We start from the raw sequence: 21,693 nt of genomic DNA, 5'->3' as shown, positions 1-21,693 counted from the left end.
CCTGCCTTGGAGCCATAATGAGTACACGCTGGAGCCTGATCTTTGACGCCGACGGCACGCTGGTCGATAGCGAGCCGCTTCTAGCCAAAGAGATTGCCATCACCCTGAATAAACTGGGGCTTCCATTCGAGCCAGAAGATTACATGACCCGTTTTCGCGGAGTTGCGTTTCCGTTTGTACTCGAAGCGCTGGAATCCGAGCATGGTCGCAAGGTAGATGACGACGACACACGCAAGCAGCTCGAACAGGAGATGCGCAGCAACCTGGAAAAGCGCATGGAACAGGAACTTGGCCCGATTGATGGCATCAAAGAAGCATTGGATGCGCTGGCTGACTATCCTCGCTGTGTTGCCTCCAATGGCCCATTGCGGAAAATCAGACTGTCGATGCGGCTCAGCGGGTTAGCTCCCTATTTCGGAGAACATCTTTATTCCGCTTATGAAATTGGGGTGTGGAAACCGGACCCGGGGCTATTTCTGCATGCGGCGAAGGCACTTGATACCGCGCCCGAGCACTGCATCGTCATCGACGACGCCTCGGTGGGGCTATCCTCAGGGTTGACAGCAGGAATGCATGTGATTCACATCAACCGCTTCAGTGAACGCGAGCACTCCCCTGATGGCGCCTACGAAATTCACACGATGGCCGAGTTGCCGGCAGTGGTTGAAAAAATCATCGCCGCCCATAGCTAGACTACTTTCACCGCCCAGATGTCGGCTGTTGCCGCTCCAGCGGTTCCCGTATGGTTCTTTCAAGAGGTCACGCCCATGTCTTCCACAGATGACTCTCAGTTGATCAATGGCCTTTTCGATCGCTTGCAGCAGGCTGAGCAGCAAAGCGGCGAGCGCGATCAAGGCGCCGCGCAGCGTATTGAGGAGCGCGTTAAGCAACAGCCTGCGGCTCCCTACTACATGGCGCAGACCATTCTGATCCAGGAGGCTGCCCTCAAACGGCTGAACGAGCGCGTCGAGCGTTTGGAAAAGCAGCTCTCGGAAGCGCAGCAGCAGCGCTCTAGCGGTGGTTTCCTGTCGGGTCTGTTTGGCGGCAACAGTGGTTCGGCAGGTGCGCCGACTCGCCCGGCTCCCCGCAACGCACAGCCGCAAAGCGCGCCCTCTGCGCCACAGCCCGGCTGGGGGGCCAATAATGCGCAGCCTCAGGCCAGTGGCGGCGGTCGCAGCTTTTTGTCAGGTGCCCTGCAAACGGCTACTGGCGTGGCTGGCGGGGTAATGCTTGGCAATATGCTGACCCATATGTTCTCAGGTCACAGCGGTGAAGAGATCGTCAACGACGATGCCAGCAACTTCTCGGAGCAGAGCTACGACGAAGGCTATGACCAGGCCATGCAGGATGGCGCAGGCTATGATGATATGGCCTATCAGGATCAGCCCCCGGCCGATGGCGACCAGGGTTTCGACTCACAAAACGGCTTTGATGATGGCGGAAGCTTCGACGATTTCGGCAGCGATGATTTTGTCTAACCGCTAGCGCTCTCGTCCGCTGCGCCGTCTTCCTTCACAAGGGAAGGCGGCGCTTTTTCACTTCTTTCAATCGACGAACGATAGCTGACACCGTGGCGTACCCGAGGCGGCTTGTCACCACTGTGCTGAGTCATCAGCGCATCGAGAATCGCCTTGTCACCAATGGTCATGCGATCCTGCATACGCAGGTACTGTAGCCAGTTCCCCACCGCAAATACTTCCTGCCACAGCTCCGGCTCCTGGGTATCGCGATACAGCGACCAGCGCTCGGCCCCGTTACGCATTCTCAGCTTGCGCACCCGCCGCGCCGCCCGTACAAAGTCTCGCGTGCGCTCCAGCGGAATGTGGTAGTCGATACTGACCTGCACCGAACCTCGCTTGGGATTGAATTCAAACAGCGGCGAGTCCATTGGCGTGGAAGGAATCTGAGCGCTTCCCTCACTGTTCAGCTCCGGCAAGCGTGATACCCAGAAGATGCCCACCGATACCAGCAGCAACAATCCTGCGCCGATCAGCGCGCCACCTACTCCCAGCGTCTCAGCAAGGTGCCCCCACAGAAAGGAGCCTAGTGCCAGCCCTGCATATAGCGCCGTTTGATACAGCGCCAACGCGCGAGCTTTTACCCAATCGGGCACCAATAGCTGTACCGAGGTGTTATAGGTCGCCAGCGCAGCGATCCAACAGCTTCCAATCAGCATGAGCGCTACAAACAGCACCCAAAGCGTTGAAAGCGTGCCTACGACCATCATCATCAGCGCCAGCAATGCCGCCGCCAGGCTAATCGAACGACTGCTTCCGAAACGCTTTCTAAAGCGGCCTACCTGGGTACTGCCCACAATCGCCCCCACTCCCAGCGCCCCCAGCAGCAGGCCATAAAGAGAGGCGCTACCGCGAGGGTTCTGATGAGCCACCAGGGGCAAGAGTGCCCATACCGCACTGGCTGAAATGCCAAACGCAAACGAGCGGGCCATCACCAGCCGCGTAACGCTTGAGTATTGGGTGAAGTGCAGCGCTGCCACGACACCCTCAAACAACCGCTCGGGTGGCAACTGACGCTTCGGTCTATCGCGCCGCCAGCGCCAAATGGCCCAGATCAGCAGGCAGTAGCAGGCACAGTTGAAGAGGAATACCCATGAAGGCCCGACCAGCCCCAGCAGCAAGCCCCCCAGTGCTGGCCCTAAAGCACGCGCCACGTTGAAGTTAACGCTATTGAGCAGCACCGCACTGCCCACCATGCGTTTCGGCACCTGTTCATTGACCGCCGCCTGCCAGGCCGGAATCGTAATGGCCGCCCCGATGGATATCCACAGAATGGAGAGAATCAGTACCGCAGGGGTTAGGTAACCGGCAAAACCGCACAGCGTAACGAAAAAGCCCCCGGACGTTTCCAACGATATGCCCACCAGCATGATGCGCCGACGGTCGTAGTTATCCGCGACCACTCCAGACACTATCGACAGCACCACCAACGGGGCCGCTGCCGCCACCTGAATCATCGCCACCATCAGCGGGCTTGCCTGCGCCGAGGTAACTACCCAGGCAGCCGCTACCGATTGCGCCCATACCCCAAGGTTCGCGAACAGGTTAGCGATCCAGATAATACGGAATGCCGGTATCGACAGTGGAGCCAGCGTACCGTGACGCTGCTTGCTGTCAGCGGCTTGTGCGCCGTCAGGATCAAGGGGTAAATCATTACGAGGAGAAACCGGCTGAAGCATAATGCCCTCAATATTTTCCGTTGCATTCAACAGATAATGCTTAAAACCACTGTCAATAATCACCGCATAATGACATCGCGACAATACTCCCTTTTACGCAATAAACTGTGGCAAATGAATACTCCCATCGTTATCTGCGATATAAATTATCTCGCTATGCCTTGAGGCATTCCCCCCTATTCTCTATTCTTCGCTCTTCCCATACACCTTCATTTATAAAAAAGGACCCACAGTGAAGCCTATTAGCTTCAGAACGCCATCGCTATTTGCCCTGGGATTTTCCATGGCTACCGCCGCTACTCCTGCGCTGGCCGATATCACCGATTTCACCGTGCTGGACAACCCCTCCAGTGCTCAAACGCCCTTCAAGGGGCAGGCAGAAGCAGGTTATACCGGTCACTCAGGCAATAGTGATGATTCGAGCCTGAATGCTGCACTGACGGGCACCTGGTTCAACGATCCCTGGTCGTATAGCCTGTGGGGAAATGCCAACAACGCCTCGTCGAATGGCGATCAGACCGCAGAGAAATATAGCGTTGGGGGAAGGAACCGCTACAACCTGAACGAAGATGACTACCTGTTTGGGCAGTTGTCGTGGGAAAACAACCGCTATGCCGGTTATGACAGCCGCGTCAACTTCAACCTCGGTTATGGTCGTCAGCTACTTGATACCGAGCATCAGTCGCTCATGCTCGAAGCGGGTCCTGGCTTCCGCTACGACAAGTTCCACGACGGCGGCAGCTCCAGCAAACTGGTGGGTTATGCGTCGGCTACCTATAATTACAAGATTTCGGACACCGCTTCGTTCTCGCAAAAACTGGCAACGCTAGCCGCCTCTGACAACACCACCAGCACCTCGATTACGTCACTTAACGTCGCGATTAACTCTCACTTTACGCTGGCGCTTTCCTACGCGATCGAAAACAACAGTAATCCGCCGAACTCGGTTGACCACAAAACCGACACCACCACTAATGTGTCGCTGGTCTACGGTTTCTAGGCAATTTCGCACGTTTCTACCTAGCACCTCTACTCAGCGAAATATTCCGCCAGGCATGGCTTCCACAGCCATTTCTGGCGGAAAGCGCCTTTCTTTCAAGCGCCTTGTCCAGTAACCAGCTCCGCACGCCTCCTCTGATTGAAAGCACCCTCCGATTAAAAGCGCCTTCCCGTTGATTTCTCTCAATGATGAAGTACGCGCCATGCCGGTCACCACGACCATTACCATTACTGCTCCCTTTCAACATCGACTTGGCCGCTTTCCTCCTCAGGGCTATCGCGATATCACTTCCAGACGACACGAAAGCGTGCATTTACAGCGCAGAATGGCTCCAGGCATTGGCTGATGCCTGCGACAAGCGGTATGATGATTTTCTATCGCGTTACGACCCACAAGGTCCGTCGCCCCTTTTGGGCTCACCACCCCAGCATTACAAGGGCAAGTGCCGCCCGTCGTTGATGGCATCATGCGTCGACCCGCCTTTTGTACCCCCCCTCAAGGCCCCCTCGACCCATCGCTACCGCCAGGCGTAAGTGCACCCCTTGCGATGGGACGTCGCTATCTAGCGATTGGCAACGTTTACCTGCAGCAACAGGACTCCTCAGCCACTCTGGCAAGAGCCGTCAGCAAGTACGTTATTTTTTCATTTAGCTTTTAGCCAACTGGATATCACGAATGAGCAGTGCAACTATTGATTGGAACACGCTGGGCTTCAATTACATCAAGACAGACCTGCGCTATATCTCCCATTGGGAGAATGGCGAGTGGGACAATGGCACCCTCACAGAAGACAATGTGCTGCACATCAGCGAAGGTTCCACCGCTCTCCACTATGGTCAGCAGTGTTTTGAAGGGCTCAAGGCGTACCGTTGCAAGGATGGCACTATCAACCTGTTTCGCCCTGACCAGAACGCGGCACGCATGCAGCGCAGCTGCGCACGTCTGATGATGCCTGCCATTTCCAATGAAAAGTTCATCGACGCCTGCAAGCAGGTGGTCAAGGCCAACGAACATTTCATTCCGCCTTACGGCAGCGGCGGTTCACTCTACCTGCGTCCCTTTATTATCGGTGTTGGCGACAACATCGGCGTTCACCCCGCGCCCGAGTTCATCTTTTCGGTCTTCTGCACGCCGGTCGGCCCCTACTTCAAAGGCGGCATGAAGCCGGTCAACTTCATGGTTTCCAGCTATGACCGCGCCGCGCCCCATGGCACTGGCGCAGCCAAGGTCGGTGGCAACTATGCTGCCAGCCTGCTGCCAGGACGCGAAGCCAATGATCGCAACTTTGCTGACTGCATCTATCTTGATCCGGAAACTCACACCAAGATCGAAGAAGCAGGCGGTTCCAACTTCTTCGGTATCACCCGCGACAACCGCTTTATTACGCCCAAGTCGCCCTCTATTCTGCCCAGCATCACCAAATATTCGCTGCTGGAGCTAGCAAAACGTCAAGGTCTTGAGGTCGAAGAAGGCGACATCTTCATCGACAAGCTCGATGGTTTCGCCGAAGCCGGTGCCTGCGGCACTGCTGCGGTTATCACCCCGATCGGTGGCATTCAAAACGGCGACCACTTCCATACCTTCTACAGTGAAAGCGATGTTGGCCCCGTTACCAAGGCACTTTACGACGAACTGGTCGGCATTCAGTACGGTGATCGTGAAGGCCCCGAAGGCTGGGTGGTTAAAGTAGAAGAGTAACCAGTGAGCGCCTGAACAGCGCTATATACAAATAGCTTCACGTCAACGGCCCCCGAACGTCGGATACCTATCCAATGTTCGGGGGCCGTTTGCGATGCCATGATGCCTTTATCGGTCGCTATTGCCCTGCACGTTTACGTCTTTCAGTGAGCGCAGCGTGCCCAGGTGGCTTCCAGAGAGTGGTCAGGCATTGCCTGTGCCCGCAGTGCCGATAGGGTATTGTGCAAATAGTCGCGGCTGCTTCCGCAGCGTCCGCTCGCCTGGCGAATGACCTGCCGCACCACCGAATCAGGCTGGGTTCCTGCGTAGTTGGGACGTTCTGCTTCCAGCACAAAAGCCAGCGCTTCAATATGGCGGCCATCAGCCAGTTGGCACTCAAGCCACTCGGGGCGATAGGAGTCATCAGGCATTTCACGCTGCCACAGCGCCTTGAGGTGTTGTTCAAGATTGTGATCAGGAAGACGATGCACTACCCCTTGGCAGCTCCCGCCTTGGTCAAGCCCCAGCACCAGGCCGGGGCGCTCTGGCGTACCACGGTGAATACGTGACCATAGATTGAGGCCGCGGTGATAGCCCTGAATGCGGGCATTCGCACGCTCCGCCGAGGGGCCTTCCGGTTTCCAGATCAGCGAGCCATAGGCAAACAGCCAGATATCCTTCTCCTTGCGACGTGCCAGCGTCTGCGCAATCGAGGCTTCCAACTGCTCATCGCTATTGAGGCATGCCTGCTCCAGTCTAGGTGGGTAGCACGCCATCAGCCCCGCTGACTCATCCAGGGATAAGTTTGAATCAAGGGTATAGGCGTTGAGATTGTCCATTAGCGCATCCATCTAGAAAGCTGGCGAGGAGAGAGTGATCATAGGCGCCCGCAGAGATCTTAAAAAGAAATTTAAAATGATTTTTTTATAGCTTTTTGTCATTAAAGCGCCTGGAGATGCCCGCCATCGCTCTCATAGCCTTGCCAAATCACATGTATTCAACCAATCAATTATACTGATAACGCAAGGTTTTATACTGTTTACTCACAGTCACTCTCAAGCACGAGGTAGCACGTTATATGTCTCTTCTGAATACTGAAATCAAACCATTTACTGCAACCGCGTACCACCAGGGCGAATTCGTTGAAGTCAGCGAAGAAACACTGAAAGGCAAATGGGCGGTAGTTTTCTTCTATCCCGCTGATTTCACCTTCGTGTGCCCGACCGAGCTGGAAGATCTGGCTGACATCTATGACCAGTTCCAGGCGCTGGACGTTGAAATCTACGGTGTTTCTACCGACAAGCATTTCACGCACAAGGCATGGCACGACACTTCTGCGGCCATCAGCAAAATCAACTATCCGATGATTGGCGATCCGACTGCGCAGATTTCTCGCAACTTCGACGTTTACATCGAAGAAGCTGGCGTGGCCGAGCGTGGCACCTTCCTGATCAACCCGGAAGGCGTTATCAAGGCTGTTGAGATCAGCGATGAAGGCGTTGGCCGTAAAGCTGCCGAGCTGCTCAAGAAAGTCAAAGGTGCTCAGTACATCGCTGCTCACCCCGGTGAAGTATGCCCAGCCAAATGGGAAGAAGGCGCAGAAACCCTGTCTCCTTCACTTGACCTGGTTGGCAAAATCTAACAAGCCCTGCCCTTGCGGCACCGCTTGCTAGACCCTCGGCGCCCGCGTGAATCATTGCGCGGGCGTTGTCGTCACAGCGGCTCTGCCTTCTTTCTCTTCCCCCTTTCCCTTTCATCTGACCGAGGTTTCATCAATGTTGGACGACAATCTTAAGACACAGCTGAAGGCCTATCTGGCCAAAGCGACCCGCCCCATCGAGATCGTGGCATCGCTGGATGATGGTGATAAATCGCGTGAAATGCGCAACCTTCTGACAGATATCGAAAGCCTGTCAGACAAGGTCACCCTGAGCACCGAAGGCACCAATGAGCGTCGCCCTTCGTTTTCTCTGGGAACACCGGGAGAAGAGATCGGCATTACCTTTGCAGGGCTGCCGATGGGACACGAATTTACCTCGCTGGTACTAGCGCTGCTTCAGGTAGGCGGCCATCCTTCCAAAGCCAGTCAGGAAGTCATTGATCAGGTCAAATCCCTTGACGGTGAATTCAACTTCGAAACCTACATCTCGCTGTCGTGCCAGAACTGCCCTGACATCGTGCAGGCGCTCAACCTGATGTCGGTGCTGAATCCCAATATTCGCCACACCATGATTGAAGGCGGCGCATTCCGCGAAGAGGTCGAACGCAAGGAGATCCTCTCGGTTCCCACCATCTATCTGAACGGCGAGCACTTCGGCCAGGGCCGCATGACGCTGGAAGAGATCGTGGGCAAGATCGACACTGGCTCGGCGCAGCGTGAAGCTGACAAGCTCAACGCCAAGGAGCCTTTCGATGTGCTGATCATTGGCGGTGGCCCTGCTGGTGCAGCCGCAGCCATTTACGCCGCACGTAAAGGCGTGCGCACTGGGCTTGTCGCTGATCGTTTTGGCGGTCAGGTTCAGGATACGGCTGCGATTGAAAACTTCATTTCAGTCACCGCTCATGAAGGCCCGCGTTTGGTGAGCGAGCTTGAGGAGCACGTCAAGGATTACGATATTGACGTAATGAAGCTGCAGCGTGCTTCCCGATTGATTCCTGCGGCCCAGGAAGGCGATGATCATCAGGTAGAGTTTGAAAGCGGTGCGATCCTGAAAGCCAAGTCCATCATCGTGGCAACCGGTGCCAACTGGCGCAAGATGGGTGTGCCTGGTGAAGCCGAGTACAACACCCGTGGCGTGGCCTATTGCCCGCACTGCGATGGCCCGCTGTTCAAAGGCAAGCCCGTTGCGGTAATTGGTGGCGGCAACTCTGGCGTCGAAGCGGCCATCGACCTGGCCGGTATCGTCAAGAATGTCACCCTGCTGGAGTTCCAGGATACCCTGCGTGCCGATGCGGTATTGCAGCGCAAGCTCGAGAGCCTGCCCAATGTCAACGTGATCAAGAGCGCCCAGACCACTGAAGTGCAAGGTGATGGCAAGAAAGTGACTGCGCTTGCCTACAAGGATCGCACCACCGACACTGAGCATACTCTCGACCTTGACGGCGTATTCGTGCAGATCGGTCTGGTTCCGAATGCCAGCTGGCTGAAAGGTACTGTTGAACTCACGCCTCATGGCGAGATCAAGATTGACGAGCGCGGCGCGACTTCGATTCCGGGCATCTTTGCTGCCGGCGATGTGACCACCGTTCCCTACAAGCAGATCGTGATTGCCGTCGGTGAAGGTGCCAAGGCATCGCTGTCGGCTTTCGATCACCTGATCCGCGTTACTGCGCCGAAAGAGTCAGCGGTTGAAGAAGCTGTTGTGTAGCAGCTCACTCATGCTGCTCTCACCGTATTGACGGCTCTTAAAGGAACGCCGCCCGAAGAGATTCGAGCGGCGGTTTTTATCTTTCAGCGTATTCATCAGCACATCAACGAGAAGAGCGATCGCCTTCACGCTGCCCCAGTGAGCCGATGCCCTGTATCAGATCCTGCCCCGCTGGTGTCTGGAAGATGCGAATCCTGAAATGTGACGCCACGGCATACACATATTCGGTCACCTTTGCCTGCACCCGCTCGTAATCGGCGAAATTGGGATAGATCGAGAAACAGTAAAGCTCCATCGGCACCCCTTCCGAGGTGGGTTCAAGATAGCGCACCACCACAAACATATCGTGATGAATATCCTGATTGGAGCGCAAATAGTGCAGGATATGAGCGCGCAGCAGCCCCATATTGGTGATTGCCGCCTCACGCAACTGCTGGCTATTCATGGCAAACAGCTCCGCCGGTGAGATGTCATCCCCGGTTTCAATTTCCTTATAATGAATAAAGGTATCGCGCAGGTGGGCGAGCAGCTCTTCATCCGCAAATTCAATGCTGTTTTGATCAATATGAAAGCTGCGCTTGATGCGCCTGCCGCGCCCATCATTGAACACCGGCTGCCAATTGATCCATGGCTCGGTGATGAAATTACGGATGGGTACGCGCGCCATGGTGTTATCCCAGTTACGCACCCTGACCGTATGCAGCGCGATATCCATCACCTCCCCATCGACCATCCCCCCTGGCATCTTGATCCAGTCCTGGATATTGATAGCCCGCGCCGCCGAAATCTGGATATTGGCGATAAACGATAGCAGCGTGTGCTGAAAAACAAATATCAGCACAGCAGCAGCAGCACCAAAACTCGAAATAATGATTGCCGGAGGCCGCCCTGTCAGCGACGCAATAATCAGGATCAGCGCCAGGGCACTCACGACCAGCTTACTGATCTGAAGGTAGCCTTTGATCGACTGCGACGTGGCTTTGCTCTTTTTCAGCCAAAACATGTTGACCGTATCGAGCATTTCCATCAGTAGTAGTGCCACGCTGACAATCCACAGAATCGAGCTGATAATCGTCAGGGCTTTATCCAGCGATTGAGGCAGGCCGTTGATAACGCCCAGGATACTGGAAAAGGCCAGCACAGCGAGCACCAGCGCCACTCGGCGCGTTACCATGATGTCTTTCGACAGCACATTTTTATGGCGAAGAATAAAGCGCCTGACGCTGGTGCGCAGGAAGATGCACGCCAGCCAATAAACCAGTAAAGGAATAACCAAAAGCACCGCAACAGCCACAACGGGATAGACAATTTCTTGCTGCTGTAACCAATGTCCCAGCTGATGAAGGTAATGCATCAAGAGTCACGTTCTCAAAGTAGTTGAAAATCAATAATAAGCGCGCAACGCTGCCTTATTGGGCAGAAAGCGGCCAGCAGCAGACTAGCGTAACGTCAGTTTCTTGCAAGTTATCGCACGCATTTTCTGCATAAAAATATAGGCCGCAGTTACTTGATTACCGTTATCTTCAGCACATTTAGCTACCTTTGGCCGCATTTTAGGCAGATACCGAGTAGTGAATTCACTTGGTCTCTCTCGTATCTTGACCACATGAAAAATTCAGCGCATGCAACAGGCTTATTCCTGTAGGGTGTAGGGGGAGACGGTATCAAGCCCCTCAGCGCCACTTATTAAAATCCGGCATAAAGTGAAGGGGCGTAACGAGGTAACATAAGAAGTATCAGATTCAGGCGGGCTGTTGCAGCGCAGACTTACGATGAGAACCAAAAAAAAGCGCCCGCCGGAAAGCGAGCGCTCAGCCTCCTCACAACGGAAGCACTTACTCTTTCACATCCATGTATTCACGCGCCCAGATACGATACTCCTCAAGGGTGGAATACTTGGAGGACAGTTCGGAAGCCGACAGATCAGACGCCTTGATACCGCGCTGTTCCCGAAGCATATCGTAGGTCGCCTTGATCGAGGCGAAGTAAGCCGCGTGACCATTCACGACAATACGCACACCCAGCGACGCGAGAAGTTCAAGATCACGCAATTTCGGATTGCCATAGGCGATCAGCATGATCGGCAGTTTTACTTCAGCCGTCACACGCTCAAGATGCTCAACATCGCGAATACCGACGATGCAAATGCCATCGGCTCCTGCTGCCTGATAGTGCTTGATGCGCTCGATAAGCTGTTCGTCATTCAGCACATTCGCATTGGTACGCGCAAAGATGGAGAACGCAGGATCAATGCGCGCTTCAATGGCCGCTCGCAGCTTGCCAACCATTTCATCAGTGCCGATCAGGTCGGTTGACTTGTGGCTATACTGCGCAGGAAGCAGCGTATCTTCCAGCGTCATCATGGAGATACCGGAGCGCTCAAGCTCGGTCACCGTGCGCATAACGTTGAGCGCATTACCATAGCCATGATCGGCATCGGCAATAACCGGCAGCTGCGCCACGCGACCAATACGTGTTGCCTGCTCGACAAATTCGCTCATGGTCACCAGCGCAAAGTCAGGTGCCGCAAGCACTTGCAGCGCCGCAACGGAGCCACCCAGGATGCCCACTTCAAACCCCAGGTCGCCAGCGATGCGCGCCGACATGGGATCAAATACCGAACCTGCATCGAAGCAGGTAGTGCCTTTCATCAAATCACGAAACTGAACTCGCAGCTGATGCTGAGATTGAATGCTCATGGAGCAACTCCTGGTGGTTGTGTGAGCCCACGCCCTGGCACCTCATCAGCCAGAGCGGGCCGCCTGTTCCTATACATCACCGCTACGCGGAGAGCATTCACGCTATGGTGTGTCTGCGGAAGCAGCGGGGTTAACGGATACCCCATTGGCGGCCAATCGTAAAACGGCGGCGCCAGATGAATGATGTGTGGCGGGCCCTGGTGAGGGTGTCGTCAATAATGGCGGCGAGTATAATACTAAAGCCAGAAGAGGTAAATAAATCACTTGCTAACACATGTTTGATGTTCAGCCTCATGCTGTTTTTATTATTTATGAACATTAATAGCCATGTTTTTCCTGAATTTATTCACGGTAATAACATGGTTCGCTTTACTCAAAAGGGAGACAAGTAAACGCTATTGCACGTTCCCCATGTCTCCCCTTGCACGTCTTTCCACTCAGTTGATTATCAACCTTTTTTCCAGTCCGGCTGCGACAGGTACGCATTGGTTTCACGCGCGACCAGCCCCGTGAGCACCAATAGCCCTACCAGGTTAGGCAGCGCCATCAGACCATTGGCAATATCCGAAAATGTCCATACAGCTTCCAGCTGGGTAATAGAGCCGATAAATACAATAAATGAAAACACGATCCGGTAAGACAACGACAAACGCGTGCTATTGGATAACTGCTGTAGCGAACGCTCGCCGTAATAACTCCAGCCGAGGATGGTGGTCAGTGCAAAAAACAGCGCAGCCACCGCCAGCGTACCCCCCGCCACAGGACCGAAGACTGTTTCCAGTGCAAATCCGGTAATGCTGGCGCCTTCAAGCCCCTCTACCTTGTACGCCCCAGTAACCACAATCATCAGGGCGGTGAGTGACACCATGATGATGGTATCAATAAAGGTTTGGGTCATCGACACCATCGCCTGCCGCACCGGGTGAGAGGATTGTGCCGCCGCAGCAGCAAAGGCACCTGAGCCAAGTCCCGATTCATTCGAGAAGATACCGCGCGCTACCCCATACTGAATGGCCATCATCACCGTTGCGCCGGTGAAGCCGCCAGCCGCCGCCGAGCCGCTAAAGGCATCCTCGATAATCGTATGAAAGGCACCGCCCAGCTCCTGCCAGTAATATCCCAGCACCACAAGATTCGACAGCATATAAAGAAGTACCATGATCGGCACCACCAGAGATGCAAAGGAGGCAATCTTCTTGATACCGCCAATGATCACGAACATGACCACCAGCGCCATCACGATTCCGGAGAGCCACAGCGGAATACTGAACTGCTCCTCCAGAGAATGGCTTACGGTATGCGCCTGGGTCATGTTGCCAATGCCGAAACTCGCCACTACCGCAAAGAGACAGAAGGCAACCGAGAGAATAGCGCCCAGTTTGCCGCCTACCCCATCACGCAAATAATAGGCAGCACTTCCCGAGTATTCACCATTTTGGTCCTGACGGCGGAAATGGTTGCCAAGAAAGGCTTCGGCATACTTTGTTGCCATCCCCAACAGGCCCATCACCCACATCCAGAAGATGGCCCCCGGCCCACCCATCGAGATGGCAGTGGCAACGCCTGTGATATTACCGATACCGATCGTGGCCGCCATGGCGGTCATCAGCGCACCGAAGTGACTGACATCGCCCGCTTCCTTGCCGGTACCGTCACGCCGTTTGATTAATGCCAGCCACAGCGCATGTCCCAACAGCCGAAACTGCACGCCTCCCAGCCGGATAGTCAAATAAACGCCGGTCGCCATCAGCAGCGGAATCAGCAGGAAAGGACCCCAAATAACGCCACTGATGGCGTTGAGAATGTCGTTGATTTCAGGCATCGGATATTTTCCCATAAGTGATTTTATTAAACTTATAAGCAGTCATATTGCTATAACTGCCCACACAGGTTCCACCAGCTCAGATGCCATAACGGCTCTATTTCCGATTTAACCTTTATCCCACTTCCTTTGTTACGCCTCTGACGCATCTCGCAGCAGCGGTTCCCAGCGTTGCGGAAGCGGTTCACGGGTGAAGCGCTTGGCCAGCCAACCAGCAGCAGGCCCCAGTCCACGCTGACGATGCCAGCCAATTTCCAGCTCAACGTGATGCTCTATGCCCGGCGCCTCCGGCGTTACCAGCCATGGCCGCGCTGGCGATGAGGCAATAACGTGATCGGACATCAGCGCCCAGCCCACCCCATGCTTGACCAGTTCGAGCATGGCGTAATGACTCTCGACCCACCAGGCATCCGCGGATACCCGCATGCTCTGACGGGAAATGCGCCGGCCACGCGTCGCGACAATCAACTGCCGATAATGCACCAGACGCTGATACGTGATCGGCTGCTGTGCCAGCGGATGATTCCTGGCGCAGACCAGACGCAGAGGCACGCGCCCTACTGGCCGTGCTTCTATTTCACTATCGGGCGCCAGAGTACGACACAGAATGCCAAGATCCGCCTCATTTTGCTCGATCATCTGGCTCACGTCGTCCAGCAGCGGGAAGTGCAGCTCCACTTCAACACTGGGAAATTGTTCGGCAAAATCGCTCAGCACACCACCAATCAACCGCTCAGGGTAAAACTCATCCAGTGCGAGCCGAATCCGCGCTTCTACCCCTTCATCCAGACGCTGCGCCACCCCCATCAGATGCGCGCTTTGCGCCAGCAGCTGCCGTGCTTCTATCAAGACGCGCCTGCCATTGTCAGTCAACTGCGGCATCCGCTCGCTGCGATCAAACAAGGGAAAGCCCAGCGTGATCTCCAGATGGGCAATTTGCGTGCTGACATGGGACTGTGCCCGCGAGAGCTGACGCGCTGCCGCTGAAAACGAGCCGCAATCGGCTGCCGTCACAAAGGCATTGAGCTGTTCGAGTGTCGGCATCATAGCGCGCTCACCTATCTTGATTAGCGATGGATTCCAACTTTTATTATCACTCAAAAAAAGAGAAGGTACGCCCACATTATTCTCGCCTGCTGTATCGGGCGGTCTATCGCGGAACGCGAGGCACCTTCATCGCCTCGCTTGAGCAGTAAATGGGAGAAAGCACATGCGTACCTTCTGGGATCGCGTTCGTCATACGCTCGCCTTCGAGATTATCGGGCTACTGATTGTGCTGCCGCTGGGCAGCTGGCTGTTTGGAATATCCCTTGAACACATGGGTGGCGTTGCCGTCATCAGCGCTGTCGTCGCTACCCTCTGGAATTATCTTTATAACCTCGGTTTTGATATCACCTTGAAGCGCCTTTACGGGCAGGTCGCCAAGACAGTACCGCAGCGCTTCCTCCATGCATTTTTGTTCGAAGCGGGCCTGCTGTTGATATTGCAGCCACTTATCATGCTCTATCTGGGCAGCGGTGCGCTGGATACTCTTGGCATGACGGTAACATTGGCGATCTTTTATATGTGCTATGCCTTCGTCTATAACCTGGCCTATGACTGGCTGTTCCCTCTGCCGGAATCGCCCGTTTCCTGGCAACCGACGCACCAGGAATGAAGGTTGTTATCGCACAACGCCACTCGCCGGAGGAAATCTGCTCCGGCGCGGGTGATGCTCCTTAACTGACACGCGCCCCAAATGTGCTTTCTCTCCTTCCGGCACCTTCGCCAGAAAACGGCACTTCCATGGGAGCAACCAGAGCGCGGTGCCCTTCTGCCCAGCGTCATCGGCCAGCCATGAAAAAGGACGCCGAAGCGCCCTCTCTGCATGAAACCAGGTTATGCGATTACCGAGACAGGCTGGCCTGTTAGCACGCCAGCCTCCTCGCGAACATGGCTAAACGTCCAGATAATCCAGAATGCCTTCGGCGGCCTTGCGACCTTCATAAACAGCCGTTACCACCAGATCGGAACCGCGCACCATATCGCCACCGGCAAAGATCTTCTCGTTGCTGGTCTGGAAGGCGAAATGCAATTCGCGTTTCAAATCCTGCTCGGCGGCTACTACTCGCCCGCGTCCGTCGATTTCCACGCTGTGATCGTTAAACCAGTCGATTTCACTTGGTTCAAAACCAAAGGCCACTACCACTGCATCGGCGTCAATGACCTCTTCTGAGCCGGGCACTACTTCAGCACGACGACGCCCGTTGCTATCCGGCTCGCCCATTTGGGTAGCTGCCAGTTTCACACCACGTACCCGCCCCTGCTCATCGCCAATCACTTCGATAGGCTGACGGTTAAACAGGAACTCAACGCCTTCCTCACGCGCGTTTTTCACTTCGCGCCGCGAGCCGGGCATATTGGCTTCATCACGCCGATAGGCACACATGACGCTACGCGCGCCCTGACGAATGGCGGTGCGGTTGCAATCCATCGCTGTATCACCGCCTCCCAGCACCACCACTCGCTTACCCTGCATCGAGATATAGCCCTCTTCCGCTGTCTCGAACTCAAGGTTGTGGTTGATATTGGAGATCAGATAATCGAGCGCTTTATGCACGCCGTGAAGCTGCTCACCGGGGAAGCCACCTTCCATATACTTGTAGGTGCCCATACCCATGAAGACCGCATCGTATTCAGCGAGCAGCTCGCTCATTTGGATATCGCGGCCAATCTCGGTATTGAGGCGAAATTCAACGCCCATCTCTTCGAGCACCTTGCGACGCCGACGAATCACCTGCTTTTCAAGCTTGAATTCAGGAATACCGAAGGTCAGCAGGCCGCCAATTTCCGGATAGCGATCAAACACTACCGGCGATACGCCGTTGCGCACCAGCACATCAGCACACCCGATACCCGCCGGGCCTGCGCCAATTACCGCTACTCGCTTACCGGTCGGTACTACCTTCGACATATCAGGGCGCCAGCCCAGTGCAAAAGCGGTGTCGGTGATGTATTTCTCTACCGAGCCGATGGTCACTGCGCCGAAGCCATCGTTCAGGGTGCAATCCCCTTCACACAGGCGGTCCTGCGGACAGACGCGCCCGCACACTTCAGGCAGCGAGTTGGTCTGATGCGACAGCTCGGCCGCTTCCAGAATCTGCCCTTCCGATACCAGCTTCAGCCAGTCAGGAATATAGTTGTGAACCGGGCACTTCCACTCACAGTAAGGATTGCCACACGCCAGACAGCGATGCGCCTGAGAAGCCGCTTCATGGGCGCGAAAAGGTTCGTAAATCTCGCTGAATTCACGCGCACGGGTGCGGGCATCCTTCTTCTCGGGATCGCGCCGCCCGACATCAAGAAATTGAAAATTGTTCGCTAAACGTTGTTGCGCCATGGGATGTTTCTCCCTTGCTGATCTGCCCCTGGCGGGCAGACCTCACCAAACCAGTTGGGCGCGCAAAGCCGCGCCCGTGATGTATTGTTGCGCTACTCGGCGCTACGGCTAGGAAGCCTTAACAGCGACTTGAGACTGGCAGCCTTAGGCTTGACCAACCAGAAGTTACGCAGGAAGTCATTGAACTCGGCGAGAATATGCTGCCCCCAGGCAGAACCGGTTTCCTCGACATATTCCTGAATCACTTCGCGCAGATGGCGACGGTGCGCTTCCATCTCTTCGGTATTGATGCGGCAGATTTCGACCAGCTCGTGGTTGTAACGATCAACGAAGCAACGATCCTCGTCGAGCACATAGGCGAAGCCACCGGTCATGCCTGCGCCAAAGTTCACGCCAGTACGACCCAGCACGCACACTACGCCGCCCGTCATGTATTCACAGCCGTGATCGCCTACCCCTTCGACTACCGCATGGGCACCGGAGTTACGCACGGCAAAGCGTTCGCCCGCCTGACCCACTGCGAAGAGCTTGCCGCCGGTCGCACCATAGAGACAGGTGTTGCCGATGATGGCGCTTTCCTGGGTGACGCAGCGGCTTCCTGCGGCGGGCTTGATGACCAGCTTGCCGCCGTTCATGCCTTTACCGACATAGTCGTTGGCGTCGCCCTGGAGATACATCTCAAGGCCAACGGCGTTCCATACGCCGAAGCTCTGCCCGGCGATACCGTCCAGATGCACCTTGAGCGGCTGTGCAAGACCTTGCTCGCCATAGCGAGAGGCGATTTCACCAGAGATGCGCGCACCCACCGAGCGATCACAGTTATTGACGCTGAAATGGAATTCGCCGCCTTCCCCGCTCTCGATGGCAGCACGCATCGCATTCAGCATCTCTTCGTTCTTGGCACCAGGATCGTGCGGCTGGTTGCGATGCTGGGTGCAGTACTGAGGCGCATCGGCGGGCACATGGTCGTTGTGCAGCAAGCGGCTTAGATCAAGCTGCCCGTGAGCGCGTGTTTCACCTTCGATTTGCTCAAGCAGGTCGGTGCGGCCAATCAGTTCGGCCAGCGTGCGCACGCCCAGTGAGGCCAGCAGCTCGCGCACTTCTTCGGCAATAAAGCGGAAGTAGTGTTTGACCATCTCGACGGTGCCACGGAAGTGCTCTTCACGCAGACGCTCATCCTGGGTCGCGACACCGGTGGCGCAGTTATTGAGGTGGCAGATTTTCAGGTATTTACAGCCCAGCGCCACCATTGGCGCCGTACCGAAACCGAAGCTCTCGGCACCCAGAATGGCCGCCTTGACCACATCCAGCCCGGTTTTCAGGCCACCATCGGTCTGTACCCTGATCTTGTGGCGCAAACCGTTGATGCGCAGCGACTGGTGCACTTCGGGAAGACCCAGCTCCCACGGCGACCCTGCGTGCCTGATCGACGTGATCGGGCTTGCGGCTGTACCGCCATCGTAGCCCGACACGGTAATCAGATCGGCATACGCCTTGCCGACACCTGCGGCGATCGTGCCGATACCGGGTTCGGAAACCAGCTTCACGGATACCTGAGCAGACGGATTGACCTGCTTCAGATCGAAAATCAGCTGAGCCAGATCCTCGATCGAATAGATATCGTGGTGCGGCGGTGGCGAGATCAGCGTAACCCCAGGTACGGCGTAGCGCAGTCGCGCTATCAGGCCGTTGACCTTGGTACCTGGAAGCTGCCCGCCTTCACCGGGCTTGGCCCCCTGAGCCACCTTGATCTGAATCACCTCGGCGCTGGCCAGATAAGCGGGCGTTACGCCGAAGCGTCCTGACGCTACCTGCTTGATTTTTGAATTCTGAATCGAGCCGTAGCGCTGCGGATCTTCGCCACCTTCACCAGAGTTGGAGCGACCGCCGGTTTCATTCATTGCCTGCGCAAGGCTGGCATGAGCTTCCGGTGACAGAGCCCCAAGTGACATGCCGGCACTGTCAAAACGCGGCAGCAGCGCCTCAATCGGCTCTACTTCTTCAAGCGCAATGGGCTGGCAATCCTTTTTCAGCGTCAGCAGGTCACGAATAGTGGCAACCGGACGCTCGTTAACCAGCCGTGCAAACGCTTTCCACTGCTGGTAATCGCCGTTTTGTACGGCCAATTGGAGCGTTTTCACCACGTCAGGGTTATAGGCGTGGTATTCAGCCCCGTGCACGTACTTGAGCAATCCGCCGTGGCGAATGCCTTTACGTTTGATGTGCGCTTCGCGGCTAAGTAGCTGCTGCTGCAACTGTAGCTCTGCAAAACCGATGCCGCCGACGCGCGACGCCATGGCCGGGAAGCACAGGTCGATCACTTCATCGCCCAGACCGACGCCTTCAAACAGCAGCGAACCACGGTAGGAGGCGATATGGGAGATGCCCATCTTGGAGATGATCTTGAGCAGCCCTTTTTGCAGCCCTTTACGGAAATTCTCGCGCAGTTCGGCGGGGCTACCCTGCAAATCACCGTTCTGATGCATTTCGTGCATCACCTGATACGACAGCCACGGATACACAGCCGTTGCGCCTGCACCAAACAGCACCGCCATTTGATGGGAATCGCGCGCGAAGCCGGTAGCTACAATCAGGTTGACGTTGGGGCGCAGAGCCAGCTTGCCGAGATGCGCGTGAACCGCGCCTACCGCCAGTGCAGCGTGAATAGGCAGCTGGCCTTCACCCAGATCGGCATCGCTCAATACCAGAATAACCTTGCCGTTACGCGCCGCGTCTTCAGCCTGCTGACATAGCGCTTCGATGGCACCGCGCAGTCCCGTCTGTTCGGGGTCATAACTCATCGACAGCGAGGCGCTGGCAAAGGCGGGGTCTTCCAGTGAAGTCAGTGCGCTGAACTTGCGTGGTGACAGGATCGGCGTGGTCAGAATCAAGCGGTGAGCGTGATCGGGTGTTGCGGTAAACAGGTTGCGCTCGGCACCCAGACACGTCTCCAGCGACATCACGATCGACTCGCGCAGCGGGTCGATAGGCGGATTGGTCACCTGGGCAAATTTCTGCCGGAAGTAGTCGGTGAGCAGCCGTGGCTGGCGCGACAGCACCGCCATCGGGGTATCGTCGCCCATCGAACCGACCGCTTCCTGCCCAAATTCGGCCAGCGGTTTGAGGGTCTGATCGCGCTCTTCATAGCTCACCAGAAAGGTTTTCTGATAGGCCAGCAGCTCTTCGCGAGGAATCGCCTCAAATTGCGCCAGTTCGGTCAGGGCAGATTCAAGATAGTGAGCGTTATCACGCAGCCAGCGCTTGAACGGCCACTCGGACTTCAGCCGATTGCTGACATCATCGGTGTGCAGCACTTCACCGGTGTGAGTGTCCACTGCCAGAATCTGGCCAGGCCCTACTCGCCCTTTGGCGACTACCAGTTCAGGAGCAACCGGATTCACTCCGACTTCTGAGGCCAGCGTAATAAAGCCGCGCTCGTCGATCACCCAGCGCGCGGGGCGCAAGCCGTTGCGGTCAAGCGTACAGATAGCGTGACGTCCATCGGTAATCACGATACCGGCAGGGCCATCCCACGCTTCCATGTGCATCGAATTGAATTCATAGAACGCACGCAGATCGGCGTCCATGGTCTGCATGTTCTGCCAGGCAGGCGGCACCATCAGGCGGATGGCACGGTGCAGCTCCATACCGCCGGTCAGCAGCACTTCCAGCATGTTATCCATGCTCGACGAGTCGGAGCCTTGAGTGCTGACAATTTGCTCAAGCTCACCCAGCTCAGGCAATAGCTCGCTTTGAAAGCGCTTGCGGCGCGCATTTGCCCAGCTACGGTTCGCTTCAATGGTGTTGATTTCGCCATTATGGGCGAGGAAACGGAACGGTTGGGCCAGCTCCCAGCGCGGCGCTGTATTGGTTGAGAAGCGCTGGTGAAAAACGCAGATGGAAGCCTGCATGCGCTCGTCATTGAGATCGCGGTAGAAGGTCGGCAGATCCGCCGGCATCATCAACCCTTTATAGGAGATCACCCGGGGCGATAGCGAGCACACATAAAACTGCTCGTCATCGACCAGTTTCTGCTCTGCCAGGCGACGCGCCATAAACAGGTCAACCGCAAACAGCTGATCGCTTTCGCGCCCTTTGGCGGGGCCAACAAACAGATGGCGAATGCGCGGCAGACATGCCAGCGCAATAGGGCCGCACACGCTGGCATCAATATCGACATCCCGCCAGCCATGAAGAGTCAAGCCGCGCCGGGCAAGCTCGGTTTCAAGCACCTCGCGGGCATGCGCTTCGCGGGCATCGTCATCGCTGAAAAACAGACTGCCCACGGCAAACTGCTCGCCCAGCTCGACACCCAGCGTATCACGGGCGATGTCGCGCATGAACGTTTTTGGCATAGAAAATAACAGGCCGCATCCATCGCCGGTTTTACCGTCCGAGTTGATGCCGCCACGGTGCGTCATACATGCCAGCGAGCCAATTGCTGCCTGCAACAGATCGAAACTTTGCTGCCCTTCCATATGGGCAATCAAGCCAAAGCCACAGTTGTCACGGAAATCACTGGGCTGATATAAACCCTCGTTCATGAAACGCC

The 21,693-nt window shown here is 55.9% G+C and carries 16 protein-coding genes; 8 read left to right on the top strand and 8 right to left on the bottom strand.

What is annotated here, in order from left to right:
* Nucleotides 1–17 precede the first annotated feature (17 nt).
* Together L881_RS0104200 and L881_RS0104195 are read left to right on the top strand one after the other, a co-directional pair.
* The gene (locus L881_RS0104200; protein WP_025732466.1) at nt 18–692 is read left to right on the top strand and encodes an HAD family hydrolase; all 675 of its coding nucleotides are present in this window, start codon (nt 18–20) and stop codon (nt 690–692) included.
* A 75-nt stretch (nt 693–767) separates the two neighbouring features.
* Nucleotides 768–1,478, top strand: a complete 711-nt coding sequence (locus tag L881_RS0104195) for a DUF2076 domain-containing protein (RefSeq protein WP_025732465.1) — start codon at nt 768–770, stop codon at nt 1,476–1,478.
* Here L881_RS0104195 and L881_RS0104190 read toward each other — a convergent pair.
* The gene (locus L881_RS0104190) at nt 1,475–3,196 is read right to left on the bottom strand and encodes an MFS transporter (protein WP_025732464.1); all 1,722 of its coding nucleotides are present in this window, start codon (nt 3,194–3,196) and stop codon (nt 1,475–1,477) included. The two genes, L881_RS0104195 and L881_RS0104190, sit on opposite strands and share 4 nt — an antisense overlap.
* Nucleotides 3,197–3,479: 283 nt before the next feature.
* Between L881_RS0104190 and L881_RS0104185 the strand changes: the two genes are divergently transcribed.
* From L881_RS0104185 to L881_RS0104175, 3 genes are all read left to right on the top strand, one after another.
* Nucleotides 3,480–4,196, top strand: coding sequence for a DUF481 domain-containing protein (locus L881_RS0104185; protein WP_051464786.1), 717 nt, complete (start codon nt 3,480–3,482; stop codon nt 4,194–4,196).
* A 172-nt stretch (nt 4,197–4,368) separates the two neighbouring features.
* A complete protein-coding gene (locus L881_RS13730) occupies nt 4,369–4,542 on the top strand; it encodes a hypothetical protein (protein WP_156926495.1) in 174 nt (57 codons plus the stop codon).
* Nucleotides 4,543–4,871: 329 nt separating this feature from the next.
* Nucleotides 4,872–5,894, top strand: a complete 1,023-nt coding sequence (locus tag L881_RS0104175; protein ID WP_025732461.1) for a branched-chain amino acid aminotransferase — start codon at nt 4,872–4,874, stop codon at nt 5,892–5,894.
* Between the two features lie 143 nt (nt 5,895–6,037).
* Here the strand turns inward: L881_RS0104175 and L881_RS0104170 are convergent, their stop codons facing one another.
* Nucleotides 6,038–6,712, bottom strand: a complete 675-nt coding sequence (locus L881_RS0104170; protein WP_025732460.1) for a gamma-glutamylcyclotransferase — start codon at nt 6,710–6,712, stop codon at nt 6,038–6,040.
* Nucleotides 6,713–6,951: 239 nt separating this feature from the next.
* Between L881_RS0104170 and ahpC the strand changes: the two genes are divergently transcribed.
* Complete coding sequence (gene ahpC / locus L881_RS0104165) at nt 6,952–7,515, top strand: alkyl hydroperoxide reductase subunit C (RefSeq protein ID WP_025732459.1); 564 nt, start codon at nt 6,952–6,954, stop codon at nt 7,513–7,515.
* Nucleotides 7,516–7,648: 133 nt separating this feature from the next.
* Nucleotides 7,649–9,241: an alkyl hydroperoxide reductase subunit F gene (gene ahpF / locus L881_RS0104160; RefSeq protein WP_025732458.1), complete on the top strand. Its 1,593-nt coding sequence runs from the start codon at nt 7,649–7,651 to the stop codon at nt 9,239–9,241.
* Nucleotides 9,242–9,344: 103 nt separating this feature from the next.
* Here ahpF and L881_RS0104155 read toward each other — a convergent pair whose 3' ends face one another.
* The 4 genes from L881_RS0104155 to L881_RS0104135 all read right to left on the bottom strand — a co-directional run bounded on the left by L881_RS0104155 (nt 9,345) and on the right by L881_RS0104135 (nt 14,809).
* Complete coding sequence (locus L881_RS0104155) at nt 9,345–10,595, bottom strand: mechanosensitive ion channel family protein (protein ID WP_025732457.1); 1,251 nt, start codon at nt 10,593–10,595, stop codon at nt 9,345–9,347.
* A gap of 481 nt (nt 10,596–11,076) precedes the next feature.
* On the bottom strand, nt 11,077–11,940 hold the full coding sequence (locus tag L881_RS0104150) for an isocitrate lyase/PEP mutase family protein (RefSeq protein ID WP_025732456.1): 864 nt from the start codon (nt 11,938–11,940) through the stop codon (nt 11,077–11,079).
* Between the two features lie 448 nt (nt 11,941–12,388).
* Nucleotides 12,389–13,762 carry an alanine/glycine:cation symporter family protein gene (locus tag L881_RS0104140; RefSeq protein ID WP_025732454.1) on the bottom strand — a complete coding sequence of 458 codons (1,374 nt, stop codon included), beginning with the start codon at nt 13,760–13,762 and terminating at the stop codon, nt 12,389–12,391.
* Between the two features lie 132 nt (nt 13,763–13,894).
* Nucleotides 13,895–14,809 carry a LysR family transcriptional regulator gene (locus tag L881_RS0104135; protein WP_025732453.1) on the bottom strand — a complete coding sequence of 305 codons (915 nt, stop codon included), beginning with the start codon at nt 14,807–14,809 and terminating at the stop codon, nt 13,895–13,897.
* A 163-nt stretch (nt 14,810–14,972) separates the two neighbouring features.
* Here L881_RS0104135 and L881_RS0104125 point away from each other — a divergent pair, with 163 nt between their 5' ends.
* On the top strand, nt 14,973–15,419 hold the full coding sequence (locus L881_RS0104125) for a PACE efflux transporter (protein ID WP_025732452.1): 447 nt from the start codon (nt 14,973–14,975) through the stop codon (nt 15,417–15,419).
* A 279-nt stretch (nt 15,420–15,698) separates the two neighbouring features.
* Here the strand turns inward: L881_RS0104125 and L881_RS0104120 are convergent, their stop codons facing one another.
* A complete protein-coding gene (locus L881_RS0104120; protein WP_025732451.1) occupies nt 15,699–17,141 on the bottom strand; it encodes an FAD-dependent oxidoreductase in 1,443 nt (480 codons plus the stop codon).
* 92 nt (nt 17,142–17,233) lie between these two features.
* Entirely contained in the window at nt 17,234–21,685 is a 4,452-nt protein-coding gene (gene gltB, locus L881_RS0104115) for a glutamate synthase large subunit (protein WP_025732450.1), read from the bottom strand.
* Nucleotides 21,686–21,693 lie beyond the last annotated feature (8 nt).

The sequence above is a fragment of the Carnimonas nigrificans ATCC BAA-78 genome, from assembly GCF_000526695.1.
Lineage (GTDB): Bacteria > Pseudomonadota > Gammaproteobacteria > Pseudomonadales > Halomonadaceae > Carnimonas > Carnimonas nigrificans.
The sequence above is the reverse complement of the archived record's forward strand: the minus strand, read 5'-3'. Positions and strand labels throughout refer to the sequence as shown.

What these genes read in the sequence shown, in the direction of transcription:
- L881_RS0104200 (WP_025732466.1), top strand. Translation starts at nt 18, where the DNA reads ATGAGTACACGCTGGAGCCTGATCTTTGACGCCGACGGCACGCTGGTC.
- L881_RS0104195 (WP_025732465.1), top strand. Translation starts at nt 768, where the DNA reads ATGTCTTCCACAGATGACTCTCAGTTGATCAATGGCCTTTTCGATCGC.
- L881_RS0104190 (WP_025732464.1), bottom strand. Translation starts at nt 3,196, where the DNA reads ATGCTTCAGCCGGTTTCTCCTCGTAATGATTTACCCCTTGATCCTGAC.
- L881_RS0104185 (WP_051464786.1), top strand. Translation starts at nt 3,480, where the DNA reads ATGGCTACCGCCGCTACTCCTGCGCTGGCCGATATCACCGATTTCACC.
- L881_RS0104175 (WP_025732461.1), top strand. Translation starts at nt 4,872, where the DNA reads ATGAGCAGTGCAACTATTGATTGGAACACGCTGGGCTTCAATTACATC.
- L881_RS0104170 (WP_025732460.1), bottom strand. Translation starts at nt 6,712, where the DNA reads ATGGACAATCTCAACGCCTATACCCTTGATTCAAACTTATCCCTGGAT.
- ahpC (WP_025732459.1), top strand. Translation starts at nt 6,952, where the DNA reads ATGTCTCTTCTGAATACTGAAATCAAACCATTTACTGCAACCGCGTAC.
- ahpF (WP_025732458.1), top strand. Translation starts at nt 7,649, where the DNA reads ATGTTGGACGACAATCTTAAGACACAGCTGAAGGCCTATCTGGCCAAA.
- L881_RS0104155 (WP_025732457.1), bottom strand. Translation starts at nt 10,595, where the DNA reads ATGCATTACCTTCATCAGCTGGGACATTGGTTACAGCAGCAAGAAATT.
- L881_RS0104150 (WP_025732456.1), bottom strand. Translation starts at nt 11,940, where the DNA reads ATGAGCATTCAATCTCAGCATCAGCTGCGAGTTCAGTTTCGTGATTTG.
- L881_RS0104140 (WP_025732454.1), bottom strand. Translation starts at nt 13,762, where the DNA reads ATGCCTGAAATCAACGACATTCTCAACGCCATCAGTGGCGTTATTTGG.
- L881_RS0104135 (WP_025732453.1), bottom strand. Translation starts at nt 14,809, where the DNA reads ATGATGCCGACACTCGAACAGCTCAATGCCTTTGTGACGGCAGCCGAT.
- L881_RS0104125 (WP_025732452.1), top strand. Translation starts at nt 14,973, where the DNA reads ATGCGTACCTTCTGGGATCGCGTTCGTCATACGCTCGCCTTCGAGATT.
- L881_RS0104120 (WP_025732451.1), bottom strand. Translation starts at nt 17,141, where the DNA reads ATGGCGCAACAACGTTTAGCGAACAATTTTCAATTTCTTGATGTCGGG.
- gltB (WP_025732450.1), bottom strand. Translation starts at nt 21,685, where the DNA reads ATGAACGAGGGTTTATATCAGCCCAGTGATTTCCGTGACAACTGTGGC.